12 protein-coding genes are annotated in these 16,393 nt (G+C 29.7%); 1 reads left to right on the forward strand and 11 read right to left on the reverse strand.

The window, feature by feature from the left end; genetic code table 11:
- Window positions 1-5 precede the first annotated feature (5 nt).
- The 10 genes from RBU61_RS15530 to RBU61_RS15575 all read right to left on the reverse strand — a co-directional run bounded on the left by RBU61_RS15530 (window position 6) and on the right by RBU61_RS15575 (window position 10,583).
- Window positions 6-1,115, reverse strand: coding sequence for a capsular polysaccharide biosynthesis protein CapF (locus RBU61_RS15530; protein ID WP_308876549.1), 1,110 nt, complete (start codon window positions 1,113-1,115; stop codon window positions 6-8).
- Window positions 1,115-2,134 carry a polysaccharide biosynthesis protein gene (locus tag RBU61_RS15535; protein ID WP_308876550.1) on the reverse strand — a complete coding sequence of 340 codons (1,020 nt, stop codon included), beginning with the start codon at window positions 2,132-2,134 and terminating at the stop codon, window positions 1,115-1,117. Before RBU61_RS15535 ends, RBU61_RS15530 begins: the two co-directional genes overlap by 1 nt.
- Window positions 2,127-3,383 carry a glycosyltransferase family 4 protein gene (locus RBU61_RS15540; RefSeq protein WP_308876551.1) on the reverse strand — a complete coding sequence of 419 codons (1,257 nt, stop codon included), beginning with the start codon at window positions 3,381-3,383 and terminating at the stop codon, window positions 2,127-2,129. Before RBU61_RS15540 ends, RBU61_RS15535 begins: the two co-directional genes overlap by 8 nt.
- Window positions 3,384-3,503: 120 nt before the next feature.
- Complete coding sequence (locus RBU61_RS15545; RefSeq protein ID WP_308876552.1) at window positions 3,504-4,562, reverse strand: GNAT family N-acetyltransferase; 1,059 nt, start codon at window positions 4,560-4,562, stop codon at window positions 3,504-3,506.
- 12 nt (window positions 4,563-4,574) lie between these two features.
- Window positions 4,575-5,654: a hypothetical protein gene (locus tag RBU61_RS15550; protein ID WP_308876553.1), complete on the reverse strand. Its 1,080-nt coding sequence runs from the start codon at window positions 5,652-5,654 to the stop codon at window positions 4,575-4,577.
- 1 nt (window position 5,655) lies between these two features.
- Window positions 5,656-6,216: a GNAT family protein gene (locus RBU61_RS15555; protein WP_308876554.1), complete on the reverse strand. Its 561-nt coding sequence runs from the start codon at window positions 6,214-6,216 to the stop codon at window positions 5,656-5,658.
- Between the two features lie 19 nt (window positions 6,217-6,235).
- Window positions 6,236-6,850 (reverse strand): sugar transferase, encoded by a 615-nt coding sequence (locus tag RBU61_RS15560; protein WP_308876555.1) that lies wholly within the window; start codon window positions 6,848-6,850, stop codon window positions 6,236-6,238.
- 6 nt (window positions 6,851-6,856) lie between these two features.
- A complete protein-coding gene (locus tag RBU61_RS15565) occupies window positions 6,857-7,969 on the reverse strand; it encodes a DegT/DnrJ/EryC1/StrS family aminotransferase (RefSeq protein WP_308876556.1) in 1,113 nt (370 codons plus the stop codon).
- A 38-nt stretch (window positions 7,970-8,007) separates the two neighbouring features.
- A complete protein-coding gene (locus RBU61_RS15570; RefSeq protein WP_308876557.1) occupies window positions 8,008-8,649 on the reverse strand; it encodes a winged helix-turn-helix transcriptional regulator in 642 nt (213 codons plus the stop codon).
- A gap of 113 nt (window positions 8,650-8,762) precedes the next feature.
- Window positions 8,763-10,583 carry an O-antigen ligase family protein gene (locus RBU61_RS15575; RefSeq protein WP_308876558.1) on the reverse strand — a complete coding sequence of 607 codons (1,821 nt, stop codon included), beginning with the start codon at window positions 10,581-10,583 and terminating at the stop codon, window positions 8,763-8,765.
- Window positions 10,584-10,945: 362 nt separating this feature from the next.
- On the opposite strand from RBU61_RS15575, the gene RBU61_RS15580 reads away from it, so the two are divergent.
- Window positions 10,946-12,181 carry a Wzz/FepE/Etk N-terminal domain-containing protein gene (locus RBU61_RS15580; protein ID WP_308876559.1) on the forward strand — a complete coding sequence of 412 codons (1,236 nt, stop codon included), beginning with the start codon at window positions 10,946-10,948 and terminating at the stop codon, window positions 12,179-12,181.
- Window positions 12,182-12,366: 185 nt separating this feature from the next.
- On the opposite strand, the gene RBU61_RS15585 is transcribed toward RBU61_RS15580, so the two are convergent.
- On the reverse strand, window positions 12,367-15,483 hold the full coding sequence (locus RBU61_RS15585; RefSeq protein ID WP_308879835.1) for a leucine-rich repeat protein: 3,117 nt from the start codon (window positions 15,481-15,483) through the stop codon (window positions 12,367-12,369).
- Window positions 15,484-16,393 lie beyond the last annotated feature (910 nt).

The following is a 16,393-nucleotide window of genomic DNA, read 5'->3' on the forward strand; positions in this document are numbered from 1 at the left end:
ATTAATTAAACCTCCAAGTAATAAGTATCTGATTTTTCAGGATTATAGCACTCGTTAGCCCACATTATTGTTACCATATCTGTATCTCCTATATTAACTATTGAATGGGTATATCCTGTTGGTATATCTACTACTTCCAATTTTTTTCCACTAACTCTATACTCAATTATTTCTTTTGAATCTATTTTTCTAAATCTAATTAATCCTTCTCCACTAACCACTAAAAATTTCTCATTCTTTGTATGGTGCCAGTGATTGCCTTTTGTGATTCCAGGTTTAGATACATTTACTGATACTTGCCCTCTTTCAGTTGTTCTTATAAATTCTGTAAAAGACCCCCTATTATCCATATTCATTTTTAATGGATAGGAAAACTTATCTTCTGGTAAATAGCTTAGATATGTACTATATAGTTTTTTAGTAAAGGGTTCTTCCATACTAGGGATGCTCAAATCCTTTCTACTTTCCTTAAAGCTTTGAATTAATTCTGCTAATTTACCAAGTTTTACTTCATGTACAGTAGGCACTGTACAAAATTCTCTATCTATTGTAGGATTTTGTACTAAGACGCTTATGAATTCATCTAATACATCATCTATATAACAAAGATTAAGTTCCACCTCTGGATCGTTTACTTGAATCTCTAAGTCTCTGGCGATATTATGACAAAAAGTAGATACTACAGAATTATAGTTTGGCTTGCTCCATTTTCCAAATAAATTTGGTAAACGATAGATATAAACTTTAGTTCCAGTTTCTTTACCATATTTAAATAATAATTCTTCTCCTGCTTTTTTACTTATTCCATAAGAATTCTCTATTTCAGCTTGAATAGAGGAAGTAATTAAAATAGATGACTTATTATTATTCTTTTTTAGTGATTCTAGCAGTTCGTAAGTAAATCTAAAATTACCTTCCATAAATTCTTTTTCATCTTTAGGTCTATTAACTCCTGCTAGATGAAATATGAAATCACATTCTTTAGTATATTCATCTAATTGAGCTTTAGTAGTTTCTCTAGTACACATGAATATTTCACTATATCCTCTATTTTTAAGTTCAGCTATTAAATTTTTACCTACGAATCCATTAGCACCTGTTACCAATATCTTCATTACTTACTCCAACCTTTCAGCTCTTCTTTTATGTATTCTAGGCTTAAAAGTTTTTCTTTTATTTGTTCTATATTTAAAATTTCTGTATTATTTGAGTTATATTCTTCCTGTAGCACTAGTTCTTTTTTACCTTCTGTAAAGTATTTATCATAGTTAAGATCTCTTTTATCAGATGGCACTCTATAAAACCCACCCATATCTTCTGCTACCATAGATTCCTCTTTTGTAAGTAGAGTTTCATATTGTTTTTCTCCGTGACGAGTTCCTATTATGTTGATTTCATTATCTACACTAAATAGTTCTTTTATTGCCTGAGCTAAATCTCCCACAGTAGATGCTGGAGATTTCTGCACCATAACATCTCCTGACTTTGCATTTTCAAAAGCAAATACAACTAATTCTACTGCTTCTTCTAAACTCATTAAAAATCTTGTCATACTGGGCTCTGTTATTGTTAATGGTTGTCCATTTTTTATTTGTTCTACAAATAGCGGTATTACTGAACCCCTAGATGCCATTACATTTCCATACCTAGTTCCACAAATCACTGTCCTATCAGAAGATACAGTTTTAGATTTTGCAACAAATACTTTCTCCATCATAGCTTTTGATATTCCCATAGCATTGATTGGATAAGCTGCTTTATCTGTAGAAAGGCAAATAACTTTTTTTACTCCACAGCTAATTGCCGCAGTAAGTACATTTTCCGTACCTAGTATATTGGTTTTAACTGCTTCAATAGGAAAAAATTCACATGACGGCACTTGTTTTAAAGCTGCTGCATGAAATACATAATCCACATCATACATTGCATTTTTAATACTTTGTATATTTCGTACATCACCAATATAAAACTTAACCTTATCATTTTTATATTGTTTTCTCATGTCATCTTGTTTCTTTTCATCACGAGAAAATATACGAATTTCTTTTATATCTGTATCTAGAAATCTATTTAGTACAGCATTTCCAAAGGAGCCTGTCCCTCCAGTTATTAGTAGTATTTTATTCTTAAACATTTTGAGCATCTCCTTCTAATAAATGATTCAGTAATATATCAACCGTTTTTCTTATATCATAATTATCTTCTAGATACTTTCTACCACTTAGCCCCATATTTTCTCTAAGTTCTTTTTCACTAGATAGCTTCTGGGCATGTTTAATAAATTTATTTTCATCTGTACTTTCACACCAAAGACCACTTTTTGATTCTAGCAATACATCCTTTATATCTGTATTTTTATCTGTAGCAGCTAATATAGGCAATGAATTTTCCATATAAGAAGTAAGCCTCGAAGGAAAGTTTGGTATTGTAAATCTATAATCTAAAAAAATCAGTCCAACATCTGCACAACCTATTAATTTATCGTATTCTTCTTTTGGCAGTCTTTCAAAAATACTTACTCCCAAAGGTTTGCTATTTTCTATATGTGTGTTTATCTTATTAAACTCGGTTCCACTACCTACTATTAGTAAATGTCCGTTTTCAACTTTATAAAATTCATCAACTATCTTAATCACAAAATCAATACCTTGTGGTTTACCTAAATTTCCACCATATACAAATAAAGTTGTATCTTCTGGAATCTTATATTTGTCTAGAATTTGTTTGTCTTTACTTGTTTTTTGTTTTTTTTCTATTGGTTCTATAGCGTTTGGAAATATCTCCAACTTATTTTTAGTTACATAGTTATTGTGTTGTAAAATATAATCTAAATTTCCATAAGACATACACCCTATAAAATCCGAATTGTTATATAAACTTATTTCCTTCTTTCTAAACATGTTGTATAGAATTCCATCCTTTTTCATTAAGCCTATATCCACTGCATTTTGTGGAAATATATCTTTAAGAATTAGATATGTCTTACTATTATGATGTTTCTTATAATATTTTATAATTTTATTAAATGTTATAGGTGGGGTTGAATACATTATCATGTCAAATTTAATATCTTTAAAATTGTCTTTTATAGCTTTGAGGTACTGATATTCAATCATAAGAGTTGAAATACCTTTCTCTATAAATGATTTTGTTGCTGTTATATTTCCTGTTTTAACTTTCAATACCTTTATATTGCCTTCTTTAGATAGTTCTGTTGGAAGGTTTTCTCTTTTTTGTCTTGGAGATACTATATATACATTAACCCCTCTTGAACTTAGTTCTCTTACTAAATCTGTATATATACCTCTTTGCCTTATATCTTCCATTTTTGATAATGTTAGAAATAATATATTCATATCTTCATCTACTTTCTTAAATGTCAATCACTGGTTTTTCCAAAATAATTCTAATATAAACAACCATAATACCTGAAAGTTTTTAATCGAAAATATATTTTCCAATATAGATTTCTTAGAAAACAAATTATTACTAAGTATACAATTCTAACCTCTATAAATAGGGAAAAATTGTCCATCTTCGTCAAAACCTTCTTCATTCTTCCGCATCTCAACTAATTTTTTATACTTTTCAACATCAAAAATCTTTCTTCCAATATCAAAATCATTTTCTAAATCTTTATTAAAAGCCTTTTTAAACTTATATAAACTATCTTCTTTACTCCCAAGACCCCCACCTAAATGTAAAGTATCATATCCATTATTTGCACCCCAACAAGCAGCTTCGTATAATAATAGATTGGTAGGTGCATAGGTTAAATACTCTCTAATAGAAGCTGATAAATGATAATGCATTTGATTATTGGAGAATAAAATCATTGACATAGCAATAATCTTTTTTTCATGCACAGCATAAAACATAAGAAAATTATATTTCAAATCATTTAAAATGCTATTATAGAAGTCTTCTTTAAAATAATAATATTCATCAGCATTGTCCTTGTACATGGTGGCATTATACATATCAATAAATTCATCTATTAATTCCCGGTTGCGTCCCCAATATATTTCAATTCCAGATTTTTTAGCTTTTCTAATTACATTTCTATTTTTACTAGTTAAATTATCCCAAATATATTCCTTCGATTTCAGCTTTATTGATACTGTCTTTCCTAATGCTTTTATATCATATGTGAACTCCATCCCTTTACTATTGTTTAAGATAGGATGAAATCGAACAAATTCACTAATTATACCATTATTTTTACAATATGAATTATATTCAAGAAAGATATTTTTAAGGCTATCTTCCTGTACCTTCCCTTCTATCAAAAATCCTCCATAACCATAAGGCGTAGTTAAATCAAAATGAGTATTTAAGGGTATCTTGCCTTCAAATTTTGGATTATTACCAATATCTCTTTTCATTACAACATTTATAGCTCTTACATATTCATCTTCATAGTAAAAAAGTGTTGGTTCACCATCTCCATGAATCTTAAATGCCCGTGTATAGTTAGAAAGATAGTATACATCATATTCTTTGAAACTTCTAACTATTTCATCCCATTTGTTTGATTCATCTATTGAAACAACCGATAACATTTATCCACTTCCTTAATATTCATTAATTTCTTCCTCGTATTGTAAGTTTTCCAATACTGATAGGATTCTTTTCATATCATCATCTTCATATCTCTGATCACATGGTATTGATAGAATCTTATTATATATACCTAGGCTCTTATTATTTATTTGTCTTGGTATAGGCCAGTGTATAGGACAATAAATTTTATTTTTAATAAGCTCTTGTCGCACATGCTCCCTATTAGCATTAACGTATATTGGATAATACATTGGACATATATCTTCTACTAATTCATGAAAAAGTGGTTCTACATAGTTTATATTCTTAATTCCATCAGACAATATTTGAAAATTACTTCTCCTTTTATAAATTAATTTACCTGCATCTATAGTATTTATAAGGCCTCTAGATAAATCATCTATACAATATGGTGATAAATCTTTATCTAAAATCTCCTCTGCTTCAGCAAATAGATTAAGAAAGAAGTGCTTTAAACCCTGTTCATTAGTTTTTATATATTCATTTTTCTTAAGTAATGCTTCTAATCTTAATTTCGAAAATTCCTCACAAATTAAATTAGTACCTTCCACTTTCACTTTAGATGAGGCTAAGAGACCACCACTTGGCAATCCAAACCATTTTCTTATGCTACCTATATAAAAGTCATTTTCTAAATTTCTTTGATAGCTAGAAAACATTGTATGTGTTATATCTTCAACTATTACTGTTGAATTTAATTTGAGTTGTTTTACCAAATCTACTAAGTTAGAGTTTGTTGCAAAACCATAATATCCAATATGAACAAATACTCCAATATCTTTATATAGCTTTATACTTTCAATTTCTACTGATAAATCATCGTTAATATTATAAAAGTAACAATCATATCCTTGTTCAATAAATGGTAATGTTACTGATTCACAAATATATGATGGCAAAAGAACTGTTTTAAATCTTGGATTAATTTGCTTTAATAGCAAAGTAATAGCTCCTCTACCCGATGAAGTTAACGCTATATCTCCAAATTTCGACAGCCATTCATTTCTTTTGTTTACATTTTCTAGGAGGATGTCTTCAATCCAAAATTCACTTCCTATATCAGTAATCATATTAATTACTCCAATAATTATTTAATTTAATTAACTCTTCATATTCTTCTTTTAAAATACCAACTATTAATTCATCATGATAATCATTTTGTTTGAAAACAGATTTTCTTTTTATCCCTTCTACTTTCCAACTACATTTATCACAATATAATTTTCTTGAAGGTTCATTGTATTTGATAATTGTTCCATCTAAACGATTCAGCTGTAATTCCTCAAAGGCATATCTCATAACTGCCATTACTGTATCAGTTCCTATTCCCCTCGATCTAAACTTTTTATTTGCAATCTTTATACCATGAAATGCAGATCTATTTTTCCAATCGATGTTCACAATATTAGCAAATCCTACTGCTCCATCTTCTTCAGTTTCGATTATTAATCGTATATTATTTTGATTATTGACATTATTATTAAACCAATTGTTTTGTTGAGATTTGGAAATGGGAAAAGAATACCCACCTACCATTTTTTCTATATCAGGATCATTCACCATTTCTCTTAACAATTCTTGATCTTCTTCTTCCATTGCTCTCAATGTAACAAATTTTCCTCTAATATTCATTTGAATATCCCTCAATTCATTATATATTCTGCCTATATTTATCAAAATCTTGTGGAGAGTCTAATCCACGTTCACCTATGTTTTCCCTTTTAATAGTTTTATTAATAGTCTTAAAAATAATTTCTAAATCTCCTAAAAAAGAAATATTATTTACATATTCTATGTCATAACGAAATCTCTGTTCCCATGTTGCTAAATTCCTTCCATTTATTTGGGCAAGTCCAGACAATCCAGGTCTTACAGAGTGTCTAATTCTTTCGATTTTGGTATAATAAGGTAAGTACTGAACCGCTAGAGGTCTAGGCCCAACAATACTCATATCACCTTTCAGTATATTAAATAATTCTGGTAATTCATCTAAAGATGTACTTCTCAAAATTCTACCAAATTTAGTCAATCTAACACTGTCAGGCATCAACTCACCATTTTTATCCTCCTCATCTGTCATTGTCCTAAACTTATACATAGTGAATATTTTTTCATTTAAACCTGGTCTTTCTTGTTTAAAGATTACAGGACTACCAAGCTTAATTCTCACAAGTATAGCTACTATAAGAATCACAGGTGATAATACAATAAGTGCAATTAATGATAATACAATATCCATTAGTCTTTTAAAGTATTTTTTATACATTTCTACTTACTCCCACAATCCTTTTATTATATTTACTACATTACTCAAATCCTCATCGCTCATCTTAGTATCACTAGGCAAACAAACTCCATTCTCAAACAAACTTTCTGCCATATCCTCACCAACAAAATCATATTTTTCAAAGAAAGGCTGCATATGCATAGGCTTCCATATAGGTCTGCTCTCAATATTTTCCTTCTCTAAAGCTTCCATTACATCTAATGGTCTAACTTTCCCACTCAATATTATACAAGATAACCAACAATTAGGATTATTCCATTCATTTATAGGCATAAACTCTATTCCTTCAAGGTCACCTAATTCTATTTTATAATACTCAAAGATATATCTTTTCTTGGCTACTCTTTGATTTAATACTTTAAGCTGTCCTCTACCAATCCCGGCTACAATGTTACTCATTCTATAGTTATATCCTAGTTCACTATGCTGATAGTGTCTTGCCTGGTCTCTAGCTTGAGTTGACCAGAATCTGACTTTGGCAATTTTGTCTTCATCATTAGAAACTAACATTCCACCACCTGATGTGGTGATTATCTTGTTTCCGTTGAAACTAAATATTCCATAATCTCCAAAAGTTCCAGTATGTTTACCTTTATATGTAGTACCCAGACTTTCAGCTGCATCCTCTATTAAAGTTACATCATATTTCTCACAAAGCTCTACTATCTTATCCATATCAGCAGATAGTCCGTATAGATGAACTACTATTACTGCCTTTACATTGGGATATTTTTTAAATGCTTCTTCTAGTGCCTTTGGACTCATATTCCATGTTTCATAGTCACTATCTATAAATACTGGTATAGCTTTTTCGTAGATAATTGGATTTGCTGTTGCTGAAAAGGTTAAGGATTGACAAAACACTAAGTCTCCTTCTCCAACTCCTGCTGCTTTTAGAGCCATATGTATTGCAGATGTTCCAGATACTAAAGCTGCAGCATATCCACTACCTACCTTGATAGCTAGTTCTTTTTCAAATTCATTTACATTTGTACCAAGTGGTGCTATCCAATTAGTATCAAATGCTTCTTGTATATATTCCATTTCGTATCCTTCATCACTCATATGCGGTGAAGCCAAAAATATACGCTTATCCATTATTATCAACCTCCATATATCAAGAGTTATATTATCTACTACCCTTGAAAAAACTTAACAACTTTACCATGATCATATCCTACTTCTTCAAGTCTCTTTCTTATGCTGTCTTCATATGTATAGCTAGTTATAACTATGGCATCATGATTATATTCTTCTACCTCTTTTAACGAAATAATTTTATATCCCATTAGCATCTTATCTTGTAGAAATAAATCGTCATCTATTAGTCCTACTATACTTATACTTAGTGTCTCTTTATCTCTTATTACGCTAAGTATAGTCTCAGCTACTTCTCCTGCTCCATATAGCAATATGTTTTTATATCCGTTCTCTTCCAAGTTGCAAAGAAATCTTTCAATATTTTCCTTAGCTAATTTATATAATTTCATCAATTCATGTAGGTAAGTAATTAATAAAAAATTTTTTCTCCTAACTCCATCTGATGTTATTTTATACTTCACTATCTTTAAAGATATATATTCTCGTACAATATATCCTTTTTCTTCATAATCATTGATATATACATTTATCATAGAAGGTGCTGCGTTAACAATTTCAGCCAATTCCTTTTGTGTAGTATCTTCATTTTCTTCCAAATGCTGAAGTATAATAAGTTCTTTTAGTTCTATTGTTGGTGTAAGAAATTTTGTATCTTTTAATAAGTTAATTGTTTTCACCTTCTTTTATATATTCGTTCGTTGATTGAATAATGTTATTGTATCATAGATAAATATTTTAAACAACAAAAAATGGTATAATAATAAAAACTTTTATTATTATACCATTGATTTTACCTAACTAATTCCTTGTCATTAGATTTTAAATTATAGTTAATTGCTATTCCTGTTCCAAGCAAAATCCAAAACACCGGTGCTACTGCAACAGTACTATCATTAAAAATACCTGCTACTAAATAACTAAGTACTGCTATAAATATTCCAAGTCCTACTATTTCTATTTCATCTTCTAAGTTATTTTTAAAATACATTCTAATACTTTGAATCAAATACATAATAACTGTTGCTAAGAACCCTATTAAAGATATGGCACCTGTATTTATTCCTATTTGTAGATACAGATTATGAGGTTTATCTACTAATGCTCCATATGGGACTGATTTAGTATTGAATCTACCTATAAAGTCTTCTTGTGGAAAATATATTGCATATGTATCTGGTCCATTTCCAAGAATTATATTTTCCTTTAATATGGGTAAAGATCTTGACCAAATATATCCTCTACCTGACCCTAAAGTTTCTTTTCCTTTAAATCCATAGGATTTTGGTTCTTTTATTTCCTTTGTTAAACCATTTCCTTGATAGTACTTGAATAAATTATCCTCTACTGTAAATCTAGTCTTATATCCACCTATATATAGTTCTAAGTAATTTACTATACCATCAGATATTAGTTTCAGAACATAGTGATTATATCTTTCATCTAATATTTTGATTACACCGTCTTCACTATTAAATTCTATGTCCAAATGATTATCTCCATCATAAAATAGATAATAGTCATCTTCAACTACTACTTTTAAACTTTCAGCTGTTGTAACTATATTTAGCACATTATCTTCAGCAAATATTTGCTTTATTTTATATTCATTTGGATCTTCCGCTGCTTCTTCCTTAGAAACTAGTTTTACTATATCAGCTTTCAGCCTGGTTATCTGTAGTGAAAGTCTTCCTTCACTTATTTTATCTATATATTTTCCGCCTAATAGCAATATGATTAAGCCTATGATTATTATCTTATAATGCTTTAATATTTCTTTTCGAATCATAACCATAAGTACCAATATTCCCATTGCTGTACCTAACATTCCACCACGAGAGTTACTTCCAACCAGGTTTAAAAACATCAATAATGTAATAGGTGCTAGAATAAGTTTTTTCCTTCTATCTTTTATGAGTATCAACATAGTAAGTGCAATTGAAAATATCATTGCCATATAGCTTCCTACATAGTTTGTATTATAGAGTGTAGAGTATATGGCATTCTTACCAAAGTTAAACTTTAGCTGCTCTGCCATACTTTTATATTTACTTGGCAATATTAGTGACTTTCCAAAGCTAGTTTGAAAAAGGTCATATCCTAAATATTGAAATGCTCCTATAGCTCCTAGAACTATTGCCGATATTAATAGGGGGTATAGTATAAACTTTATTGACTTTTTATCTTTTATTAGATTTATGGTTATAAACATTATGATTATGTATGAAAGAAGTGAAAACATACCTTCATATTTATCTACAAATCCCCAAAGAGCTACTTTTTTATATTCTGCTGTTAAAGTAGATAATATTATAAAAAGTGCATATATACCCATTGGTATATAAAAATATGTTTTTTTAATTTTAGTATTTTCTTTTTTAAGATACAAATATGTAGCAATCATACCCAGCACGGTAAATACAATTAATATCGCCATTTTATAATATGCGAAAAAATCAGCATTTACCTTGTCACCTTTCCAATATGCAATCTCTATAGGTGTTAGCTCCTTAACTTTTAATAATACTATAAGTGGCACTAAAAATATTATTATGGCTATTGGAAAAAAATAAACCCAATTTTTTGTTTTCTGTTTGTTAACTAATTTATTCAAATTCTTTCCGTTATTGAAAACTTATAAAAATCAACATTTATGCTCTACTCCTTATTCATTATGTTAAATAATTAAATGTTTCATTGTTGATTTTCCGTTTTATAAAATACTATTTGTTTTCTTATAACGGTTTCCCTCCTTTCCTTTATACACTTATTCGATACTTTTTCTAAATCTTTTTATTTCTTAATTGTATTATACTATACTTATTATTTATAGTAAAATACAATTGACAATAGATTATATCTTTATGAATATTTCTTAAAGAATTTTGAAATTAAAATACTTCTACTATTGATTTTAATACCATATTAGTATAGAATTACCTATGGGATCAATTATATAAATCGGAGGAATAATAAATGGAGGAAATAAGCCTTAGAGAGCTGATAGAGATACTTATTAAAAGAAAAAATATCATAATTTACATAACATTGTTTGCAATGCTAGCTTCTGGAGTTGTTAGTTTCTTTATTTTAGACCCTGTGTATGAAGCAAGTGTATTACTTATGGCATCAAGTGATAACCAGCAAGTATCAGCACCAGTAGGTAATGGAAATGTGGAAAAAATGTTAGACAACATATCTCAGTACCCAGATATGGATATTGAAACATATCGCCAACAAATTAAAAGACCTGGAGTTATGAATAAGACAATAGAAGACTTAAATCTACAAGATGAATATACTATAGAAACATTAGCAGATAAGATAATTTTAGAGACATCTAAAGATACAAAACTTATTACAATAAAAATGAAGTCTAAAGATCCAGAAGAAGCTGCAAATATAGTAAATAAAGTTGGAGAAAACTTTATTTCTGTAGCTACATCTAAGGAAAAGGAAAGAATTACAAAAACTTCAGAGTATGTAAAATCACAGTTGCAAATAGAAAGGGACAAATATGATGAATATCTATTAGAACAAAAGAAGATACTATCAGAACCAAGAGGAGCAGCCGAAGTGGAGTTAGAGCTAGAGGCTAAATTGGAACAGATAACTAGCTTTAAAACTCAATTAAATGAGTTAGAAGTAAAAAAGAAATCTTTAGAAGAAGCAATATCCATGCTGTCTACTATCGGTAGTACAAACACCACTAGGGTTAAAGCTAATTCTACTAACTCTAGTAATGATAACGAAACTTCCTCATATTTAAACTCTATGAATATAGTTTCAGGAGATTCAGGTAAGCTATTAAAGGTGGAGTTAGCAGAAGTTGAAGGAATGGCAAATAGTATCAGAGATAAAGTAAAGGAAATGCAAACTAATATAGAAGAATTACAGATAGAACTTCAAGAAAAAGGCTATAAGGAATCTATTGTAAATCAAAAAGTAGATATAGCAAAACAAACTTATGAAGCTTTTGTTAAAAAATATGAAGAACTAAGAGTTACAGAATCATCTAAAATAGGAGAAGCAAGTATTACAATAATTTCTAAGGCTCATCCTTCCTCAAGACCTATAGGTCCAAGAAAAGCATTAAATGTAGCCATATCTTTAGTATTAGGTGGAATGATAGGAGTATTCCTTGCGTTCTTTATAGAATACTGGGAAACTTCTGAGAAGGAAAAGTTTAAAAATGCAGTATTAGATGAATAAATATAATTTTCTATAATATTTGGTGCTGGTGATTAAAACCAGCACCTCTTTTTATAATCCTAAATCTTAAACGCCATAACTAACGCTGCTAAAGAAGAAGCCAGCAGATAAAGTAATAATTAGTAAAAATTAACAAGTCTAAGAGCAATAGCTCTTAGACTTGTTTTTATGATTCTATGTTTGTATTATGCAGCAGTTTCTTCAGTTATTTCATCTAAGTTTAATGCTTCTATAGCACTATTAATATTTTGAACAGCTTCCTTTACTTCTTCTAATGCAGCATTAGGTTTTTCATTTAATTCTTTTGCCTCTTCTATAGCTTTCTCTAATGCTTGTACAAGTTCTTCTGGTTTATCAGTTGTATCTATTTTTTCAGCTTCCTCTATAGCTTCAACTAAAATTAAATATTCAAGTTTTATATTAGGATTTCCATCAAAAGCTTTACTTCCAATAGTTTCAATATTTACAATGTCTACAGGCATAGTTACTACACTAAGGTTATTATTTTGAAATGCACTTGTACCTATGTCATTTATTTTAGATGGAATATTAATTGTTTCAAGTTGGTTATCCATAAAAGCTTGTCTAGCTATGCTTGTAACACTTTCAGGAATTTCTATGGATGTTAATTGATTATCTCTAAAGGAAGCAGTAGATATTACTGTCAGACCATCGTTTATCTTTACAGATGTTAATTTGTTTTGAAAGAATGCCATATTTCCCGTTTCAGTCAATTCTTTAGGAAGCCCTACTTCTGTAAGTTCATTTTGTGCAAATGCAGCCGTCCCTATAGTCTTTACACCATTAGGTATTTGTACAGATGTTAGACCCTTACCTTTAAATGCGTTATCTCCAATAGCAACTACCGTTTGTCCATTAATTGTTTCCGGAATTATTATATCTGTTTCGGTTCCAGTATATCCAGTAATTTTACCATCAGAAAACTCGAACTCAGACTTTTCCGCTAATGTCTCTCTCACTCTAACCTTAGCTGTAATTTCTGGTTTTTCTCCTGTCATTCCTTCTGGTAAATCATATGAACCTATGAAAGTGTATTCTCCAGCCTTTTTGGCATCATAGTCATTACTTACCCATTCTACATTTACTTCTTTTGTATCTCCATTGTTTAATTTTAATGTTATCTCTTTAGGTAAGTCTATATTCTCTCTTATAGTTCCAGAGTCAACTTCTATTGTTTGTATTTCTTTTATAGATTCTATAGATAACATAGTTATTCTATGATAGCTTGAGTTTTGAAATAGACCGTTATTTTCTGGGTCTACTTTAGCTAAAAATATATGAACTTTATTATTATCATTTTCATATCCTTCGTTAGATTTGAAAGCTTCTTCGTGAATCTTATTTACTTCCATTAGTATAGTTATAGATGTTAGTTTATTATTATAAAATGACAGACTATCTAAACATAGTTTTTCATTGCCTTCAGGAAATATAAGGGATATTAACTCATTATGAGCAAATCCTTGGTTGCCTACTTTTTGTAAGGTTCCTGGGAAATCTACATATCTTAAGTTGTTTTTGTAAAATGCGAAAGTTAATATTTCTCTTACACCTTCAGGAATTATTACTTTATTTAATTGGTTTTCTTTAAATGCACTTGCTTCTATTACTAGACCATTTAAGCCCTCTGAAATTATAAGACTAGTTAATCCCTTATTTGCAAATGCTCCCTCTCCAATATGAGTTATGTTTTCTCCTTGTGGATTTGTCTTAGGTAAGATTAAATCTTTATTAGTTTCTAATTTTTCCATTCCACTTTCAGAAAATCCTGTTATAGTTGTTTCTTCATAAGTAAAATCTTCCACTGTCCAAACACCATCTTGTGTATCTTCAGAATTTTCTTTTACTATTATGTTTGTTGTTACTTCAAGCTTTATTTCAGGATTTGATTGAACCATTCCCTGTGGTAATTCAAATGTACCTACTGCTGTATAATTACCTGCTATTTCCCCATTATAATTGTCAAGTACCCAATTTAGTACTGCTTCATGTTCCTTGTTATTAGAATCAATTATAAAGGTTTTCTTAGCCAATCTATCCATCGCCACATCTTTAGATGTTCCAAAGTTTACTGCAATTGAACCTACTTTTCCTATAGATTTAATAGTAACTTCTTCTACCATATCTTTCTCCTTACATTGAATAGTTAATATATTCTCTTTATGATCTAAATCTATAGATATTGGATTTGTATCACTTGGCTCATATTGATTATCGCTATATTGAGGAATTATTTCTATATTTTTATCTCCAATGTGTAAATATTCACCTGTTGATGGATTCTTAAATGTAGGTTCCTCTTTCAAAATATTATCCTCAAATACGTATTTTATAATCAATTTTGCAGGATTAATTACATGGTATTTAGATTCTTGTAACTCATTGGTATTCTCATAATTTGGTGCGAATAAGTGAACTAAACCATTATATCCTAAGTTTTTGAAAAAACTATTACCATTTAGTTCTTTTAAACTACTTGGAATTTCTACATCTTTTAATTGATTATTTGCAAAAGCAGAGTCATCTATTTTTTCAACACCCTCTTCAATAATTACTGAATTTAGAAGTTGATCATGCCATGTATTATTAAATGCTCTTTTCCCTATGATTTTAACATTTCCTGGTATGGTTACTGATGTTAACTTGTTACTAGCAAATGCATGAGAGCCTAATTCCTCTACACTTTCAGGAATTGTTATACTTCTAAATTCATTGTTATTAAATCCAGATAAATATTTTAATGTACTAGGTAATTTAACTTCAACTAATTCGTTGTCACTAAAAGCCTTATCATCTATTCTAGTTACTCCCTCTGGTATTTCTATATATTTTAACTTGTTAAAAGCAAAAGCTGGTGATATAACTGTAAGTCCACTAGAAAGCTTTAACTCCGATATTTCATTAAGAGTAAATGCCCCACCTTCTAATTCTGTTACACTGTCTGGTAAAACTAAGAATTGAAGTCTATTTCCATTAAAAGCTGACATTTTAATAGATGTTACACTGTCTGGAATATCTATAGATGTTAAAGCATTGTAGTGAAATGCTTGTTTTCCTATGATTTTAATAGTACTTGGTAACTTTACAGAGTTTATACCTACTTTGGGATCTGCTTTATTGCTATAATCTGCTATTGAAAATGCACCATCTCCGATTGATGTTATTACTTCTCCTAATTCGTTTAATGAAGGTAATATTAGATTTTTATTAGTCTTAAATTTTTCTTTTCCAACTTCAGAAAAACCAGTTATAGATGTTCCTGAATAGGTAAAATCTTTTATTTCCCATGCAGAATCTTCTTCACCATTCCTTACCTATCCTAAAGGATTTCGGTAGGTCTACACCGTACGTGCAACTTTCATTGCATACGGCGTTCCATCGATAATATATGTTTAGTCGTCCCCCAACAACTAGGTTTCCCACAATATACAATAACATAATTATGCTTTTCTGTTAAATTAAATTAATCTATCTATAGGAACGGTGATATTTGTTAATTTTATAATAATAAATTTAAACACAGAAATCACCATGTCTGGGGGGACATGGTGATTACAATTTATCTATTTATTCAATTATTCACATATATCACCGACTAGGCTCCTTCGCTCCCATATGTTTTATCCTCTTCATATGTTACCATATAGAATACAAACGGCATATGATCCACACTACTACGAACCTGCTGACTTCCTATATAGATCAATGGAGTTACTCCCCCTACTTATATAGGACCTCAAACGTTCCATACATACCATCCCTATTTTTGATGACCTTAGGTCTCCACTAGCCAATTATGAAAATCAGATTTAATAGCCAATTGTATCTGATTCTAATATATCATTTCAAATATATAGGTCTATAATAAGCTGAAGGTACTTTGATATTATATACTAACATAATCCACATCATCATGGATTCATCGACTTAACCATAGTCATCTTTTAAGGAACCCCGCATAGGACTTCTACCTATTACGACTTCACCTGGCTTCATATTGTCAAGAGAGTAACCTCGATAATATGCAGGAGGATTAGGCTCTATGTTTATAAAGCTATTACATAGATTAGGAATTTCACCTAATGATTGGTAATGTATAGTTAGGAAAATGCCCTATACCTTAACGGCACAGGGCATCATTCCCACTCTTTTCATTTATATTTCTATAAGTTTATAGAGTAACGTTTCGCA

The organism is Tissierella sp. MB52-C2 (assembly GCF_030931715.1).
In the GTDB taxonomy this organism is placed as follows: domain Bacteria; phylum Bacillota; class Clostridia; order Tissierellales; family Tissierellaceae; genus Tissierella.

Coding starts and splice junctions, on each gene's coding strand:
- RBU61_RS15530 (WP_308876549.1), bottom strand. CDS start 1,115: ATGAAGATATTGGTAACAGGTGCTAATGGATTCGTAGGTAAAAATTTA.
- RBU61_RS15535 (WP_308876550.1), bottom strand. CDS start 2,134: ATGTTTAAGAATAAAATACTACTAATAACTGGAGGGACAGGCTCCTTT.
- RBU61_RS15545 (WP_308876552.1), bottom strand. CDS start 4,562: ATGTTATCGGTTGTTTCAATAGATGAATCAAACAAATGGGATGAAATA.
- RBU61_RS15550 (WP_308876553.1), bottom strand. CDS start 5,654: ATGATTACTGATATAGGAAGTGAATTTTGGATTGAAGACATCCTCCTA.
- RBU61_RS15555 (WP_308876554.1), bottom strand. CDS start 6,216: ATGAATATTAGAGGAAAATTTGTTACATTGAGAGCAATGGAAGAAGAA.
- RBU61_RS15560 (WP_308876555.1), bottom strand. CDS start 6,850: ATGTATAAAAAATACTTTAAAAGACTAATGGATATTGTATTATCATTA.
- RBU61_RS15565 (WP_308876556.1), bottom strand. CDS start 7,969: ATGGATAAGCGTATATTTTTGGCTTCACCGCATATGAGTGATGAAGGA.
- RBU61_RS15580 (WP_308876559.1), top strand. CDS start 10,946: ATGGAGGAAATAAGCCTTAGAGAGCTGATAGAGATACTTATTAAAAGA.